Origin of the sequence: Streptomyces sp. NPDC058985 (assembly GCF_042740985.1) — a bacterium.
In the GTDB taxonomy this organism is placed as follows: Bacteria; Actinomycetota; Actinomycetes; order Streptomycetales; family Streptomycetaceae; genus Streptomyces.
The window spans coordinates 1-3,257 of record NZ_JBHYJX010000099.1 but is presented as its reverse complement, the minus strand read 5'-3'; the positions used below and the strand labels follow the sequence as shown (position 1 = coordinate 3,257).

Sequence of the window (3,257 nt, the reverse complement as noted above, 5' to 3'; positions counted from 1 at the left end):
AGCACCTGGACGAGAAGGTCGCCCGCCTCCACCTCGACTCCCTGGGCGTCAAGCTGACCACGCTCCGCCCGGAGCAGGCCGAGTACATCGGCGTCAAGGTCGAGGGCCCCTACAAGGCGGACCACTACCGCTACTGAGCCCTGACGGCTCCTCCGAGACAGGCCCCCGCACCCCCGTGCCGGGGGCCTGCCCCGTTGGCGCCTCAGCGGCCGGAACAGCAGCCCGTCACCCTCCAGGACCACCATGCCCCGCGGCCGATATTCGCTCCATGACCCGCATGACCACACCTCCCTCGCAGAAGAGCACTTCCAATGCGCCCCCGGACCCTCCGGCTGGCGCTACGTCTCCCGGCTGACCACGCCCACCGGAGCCCACCATGGCTCCGTCGACCTGGCCCTCGACGAGCTGGGCCGCCCCATCCGCCTCGAAGTCCACGCCGCCGACTGGCAGGTACGCGGCGCGGCCATCGACGGCATCACCTGGGTCCGTACCGACCCCACCGGAGTCCACGCCACCGAAGGCAATGTGCGCGCCCACGCCTTCACCGGCAGCTCCCCGGCCTTCCTCGTCGCCGTCACCCGTCTCCTGCGCCTCACCCCCTCCGGATCAGCCACACGCCTGCGCCTGGTCGCCCTCACGGACCCGGTCCTCGCCCCCCGCACCGTGGACCAGTCCTGGGCCTTGCTGAAGAGAGAAGCACACGCCACTGACAACGGCCCCCTCACCGTGGACGAATACCAGGTCACAGCCCTGGACACCGGTGAGCAGCATGCCGTGCACATCGCCGGCGACGTGGTGCTCGCGGCCCCCGGCATCGAGCTGGAGGACCTGGAGTCACCGCCGTCCGCGTTCCCGTGAAGCTACGCGGGCGGCACGAACCCGGTCCCGGAACCGGGGCGCCCGTCCGACGGCGCAGCCGTGGGCGCGGCAGAGGAGCTCGGCGGGTGAGGGGGAGGGGCGACCGGAGCTGCGGGAGCCACCGGAGGAGCTACCGGAGCGACGGGAGGCAGCGGCGACGCCGTCGCCACCGGATCCGCACCCACGACCGCACCCCCGAACGCCCGCCGCGCCTCCCGAGCCTGCCGTTCCTGCAACACGGCGGCGAGATAGGCGGGCGGCGGAACCTCCCGCGGCACCGGGGCGCCCGTCCGAGCCGCCACGTCCGCGGCGAGCCGCTCCGCCATGGCCCAGCCGACGCGGGCATCGAGCTGCCCCATCCGCGTCAGGTACTGACGGACGGCGAGCCAGAGCTCGTCGGGTACCGCGGACAGGTCGAGCCCCGAGAAGCGCCCGGCCAGCCAGGGCGGAGGCGGCGGCATGAACCCCGCGGACGCGACCGGCACCCGCTCCCGCACGACCAGGGTCCCCGCGAACACGTCCCCGAGCCGACGCCCCCGCGCCGACACCAACGAGGCGATACAGGCGACCACCCCGAACGTCATGAGGATCTCGATCACCCCGATCAGGCCCCGCACCAGCGCGTGCCGGAACCGGATCGGCCCGCCGTCGTCCCGCACCACCCGCAGCCCGCACGCCATCTTCCCGAGCGACCGTCCATGGCTGAGCGTCTCGACGGCGATCGGCCCGCCCACCAGGACGAGCACGAAGACGGCGATCGACAGCGCGGTCTGCGCCGCCATGTCCAAGGAGGCCGTGGAGGCCACCAGGGCGATGGTGACCGCCATGTAGACGGCCACGGCCACCGCAAGGTCGAGCAGCACGGCCAACGCCCTGCTGGGCAGCCTCGCGGGGCGCAGCTCCAGTGCCACCGCCTCGCCCGTCACCAGCTCGCTCACGCCCGCCGCCCTTCCCTCGTCTCCCCCCGTCCCCGCCAGTCTGCCAAGCTGAGGACGCACCGCGCCGCAGTACGACAAGCTGATCCACGACGAGCCGCTGACGATAGCCGAGGAGCAGGCACACCGATGGACCTCGACGTCTTCGTCTCCGCCCACCGCGCGGAGTGGGACCGCCTCGACGCCCTGCTCCGGCGCCGACGCCGACTCACCGGTGCCGAGACCGACGAACTCGTCGCCCTCTATCAGCGCACCGCCACGCACCTCTCCCTGATCCAGTCCAGCGCACCCGACCCCCAGCTGACCGGACGCCTGAGCCAACTGGTGGCACGCGCGCGCAGTGCCGTGACCGGCACTCGCCGAGCCTCCTGGCGCGACGTCACACGCTTCCTCACCCGGCAGTTCCCGGCCGCCGTCTACCGGGCCCGGCACTGGTGGGTCCCCACCGCACTCCTGTCGACGGCCGTGGCGGCGCTCCTCGGCTGGTGGATCGGCACGCACCCCGAGGTCCAGTCCACCATCGCGGCGCCCGCCGAACTGCGCGAGATGACCCGCCCGGGCGGTCAGTACGAGACGTACTACTCGAGCCATCCCGCGGCCTCCTTCGCCGCACAGGTCTGGACGAACAACGCGTGGGCCGCCGCGCTCTGCCTGATCCTGGGCGTCTTCCTGGGCCTGCCCGTCATCTGGATCCTGTTCCAGAACATGCTGAACCTCGGAGTCGGCTTCGGTCTGATGTCGTCGGCCGGGCGCCTCGACACCTTCCTCGGCCTCGTCCTGCCCCACGGCCTGCTCGAACTGACCGCGGTCTTCGTGGCCGCGGGCACCGGACTCCGCCTCGGCTGGACCCTGATCGACCCGGGACCCCGCAGCCGGCGCATCGCCCTGGCCGAAGAGGGCCGCGCCGCCATCGGCATGGCCATCGGACTCGCGCTGGTCCTCTTCATCTCCGGCGCCATCGAAGGCTTCGTCACCCCGTCCGGCCTGCCCACCTGGGCCCGCATCACCATCGGCGTCGTCGCTGAGCTGGCCTTCCTCGCCTACGTCTATGTGCTGGGCCGTCGTGCGGTACACGAAGGCGACACGGGCGACGTGGAGGAGGCCGAACGCAGTGCCACGGTGCCCACAGCCGCCTGATGTGCATGGAGCGGCGGTGAACTGCTAGTGTCCTCTTCGTTCCCGCAAGAGCCGTTGACACGGAGCGAGCGGGGAGGTAGATTCGAACAGTTGCCTGTAGACGGGGTTCATCCCCCAGGGTCACAGTGAACATCTGCTTGCTTCCTCCCGAATCTCGAATTCGACGAAGCACCCCCCCCCGATCAAATCGGAAACGAACGAGCCGGTCAGACCGACTCGGAACTTCTGATAAAGTCGGAACCGCCGGAAAGGGAAACGCGAAAGCGGGAACCTGGAAAGCACCGAGGAAATCGGATCGGAAAGATCTGATAGAGTCGGAAACGCAAG

Annotated in this window: 5 protein-coding genes; 3 read left to right on the top strand and 2 right to left on the bottom strand. The window is 70.7% G+C overall.

Going from position 1 to position 3,257, the window contains the following annotated elements; all coding sequences use genetic code 11:
• The coding region (locus ACFW01_RS38300) for an adenosylhomocysteinase (protein WP_234961809.1) at nucleotides 1-137 on the top strand (137 nt) is incomplete at its 5' end.
• Nucleotides 138-243: 106 nt separating this feature from the next.
• On the top strand, nucleotides 244-858 hold the full coding sequence (locus ACFW01_RS38295; protein WP_234961806.1) for a hypothetical protein: 615 nt from the start codon (nucleotides 244-246) through the stop codon (nucleotides 856-858).
• 2 nt (nucleotides 859-860) lie between these two features.
• On the opposite strand, the gene ACFW01_RS38290 is transcribed toward ACFW01_RS38295, so the two are convergent.
• Nucleotides 861-1,796, bottom strand: coding sequence for an RDD family protein (locus ACFW01_RS38290; RefSeq protein ID WP_234961807.1), 936 nt, complete (start codon nucleotides 1,794-1,796; stop codon nucleotides 861-863).
• A 126-nt stretch (nucleotides 1,797-1,922) separates the two neighbouring features.
• Here ACFW01_RS38290 and ACFW01_RS38285 point away from each other — a divergent pair, with 126 nt between their 5' ends.
• A complete protein-coding gene (locus ACFW01_RS38285) occupies nucleotides 1,923-2,930 on the top strand; it encodes a stage II sporulation protein M (protein WP_234961808.1) in 1,008 nt (335 codons plus the stop codon).
• A 120-nt stretch (nucleotides 2,931-3,050) separates the two neighbouring features.
• Here ACFW01_RS38285 and ACFW01_RS38280 read toward each other — a convergent pair.
• Nucleotides 3,051-3,257 (bottom strand): hypothetical protein (locus tag ACFW01_RS38280; protein WP_384511465.1); only part of this gene is annotated, 207 nt, incomplete at its 5' end.

Coding starts and splice junctions, on each gene's coding strand:
- ACFW01_RS38295 (WP_234961806.1), top strand. CDS start 244: ATGCCCCGCGGCCGATATTCGCTCCATGACCCGCATGACCACACCTCC.
- ACFW01_RS38285 (WP_234961808.1), top strand. CDS start 1,923: ATGGACCTCGACGTCTTCGTCTCCGCCCACCGCGCGGAGTGGGACCGC.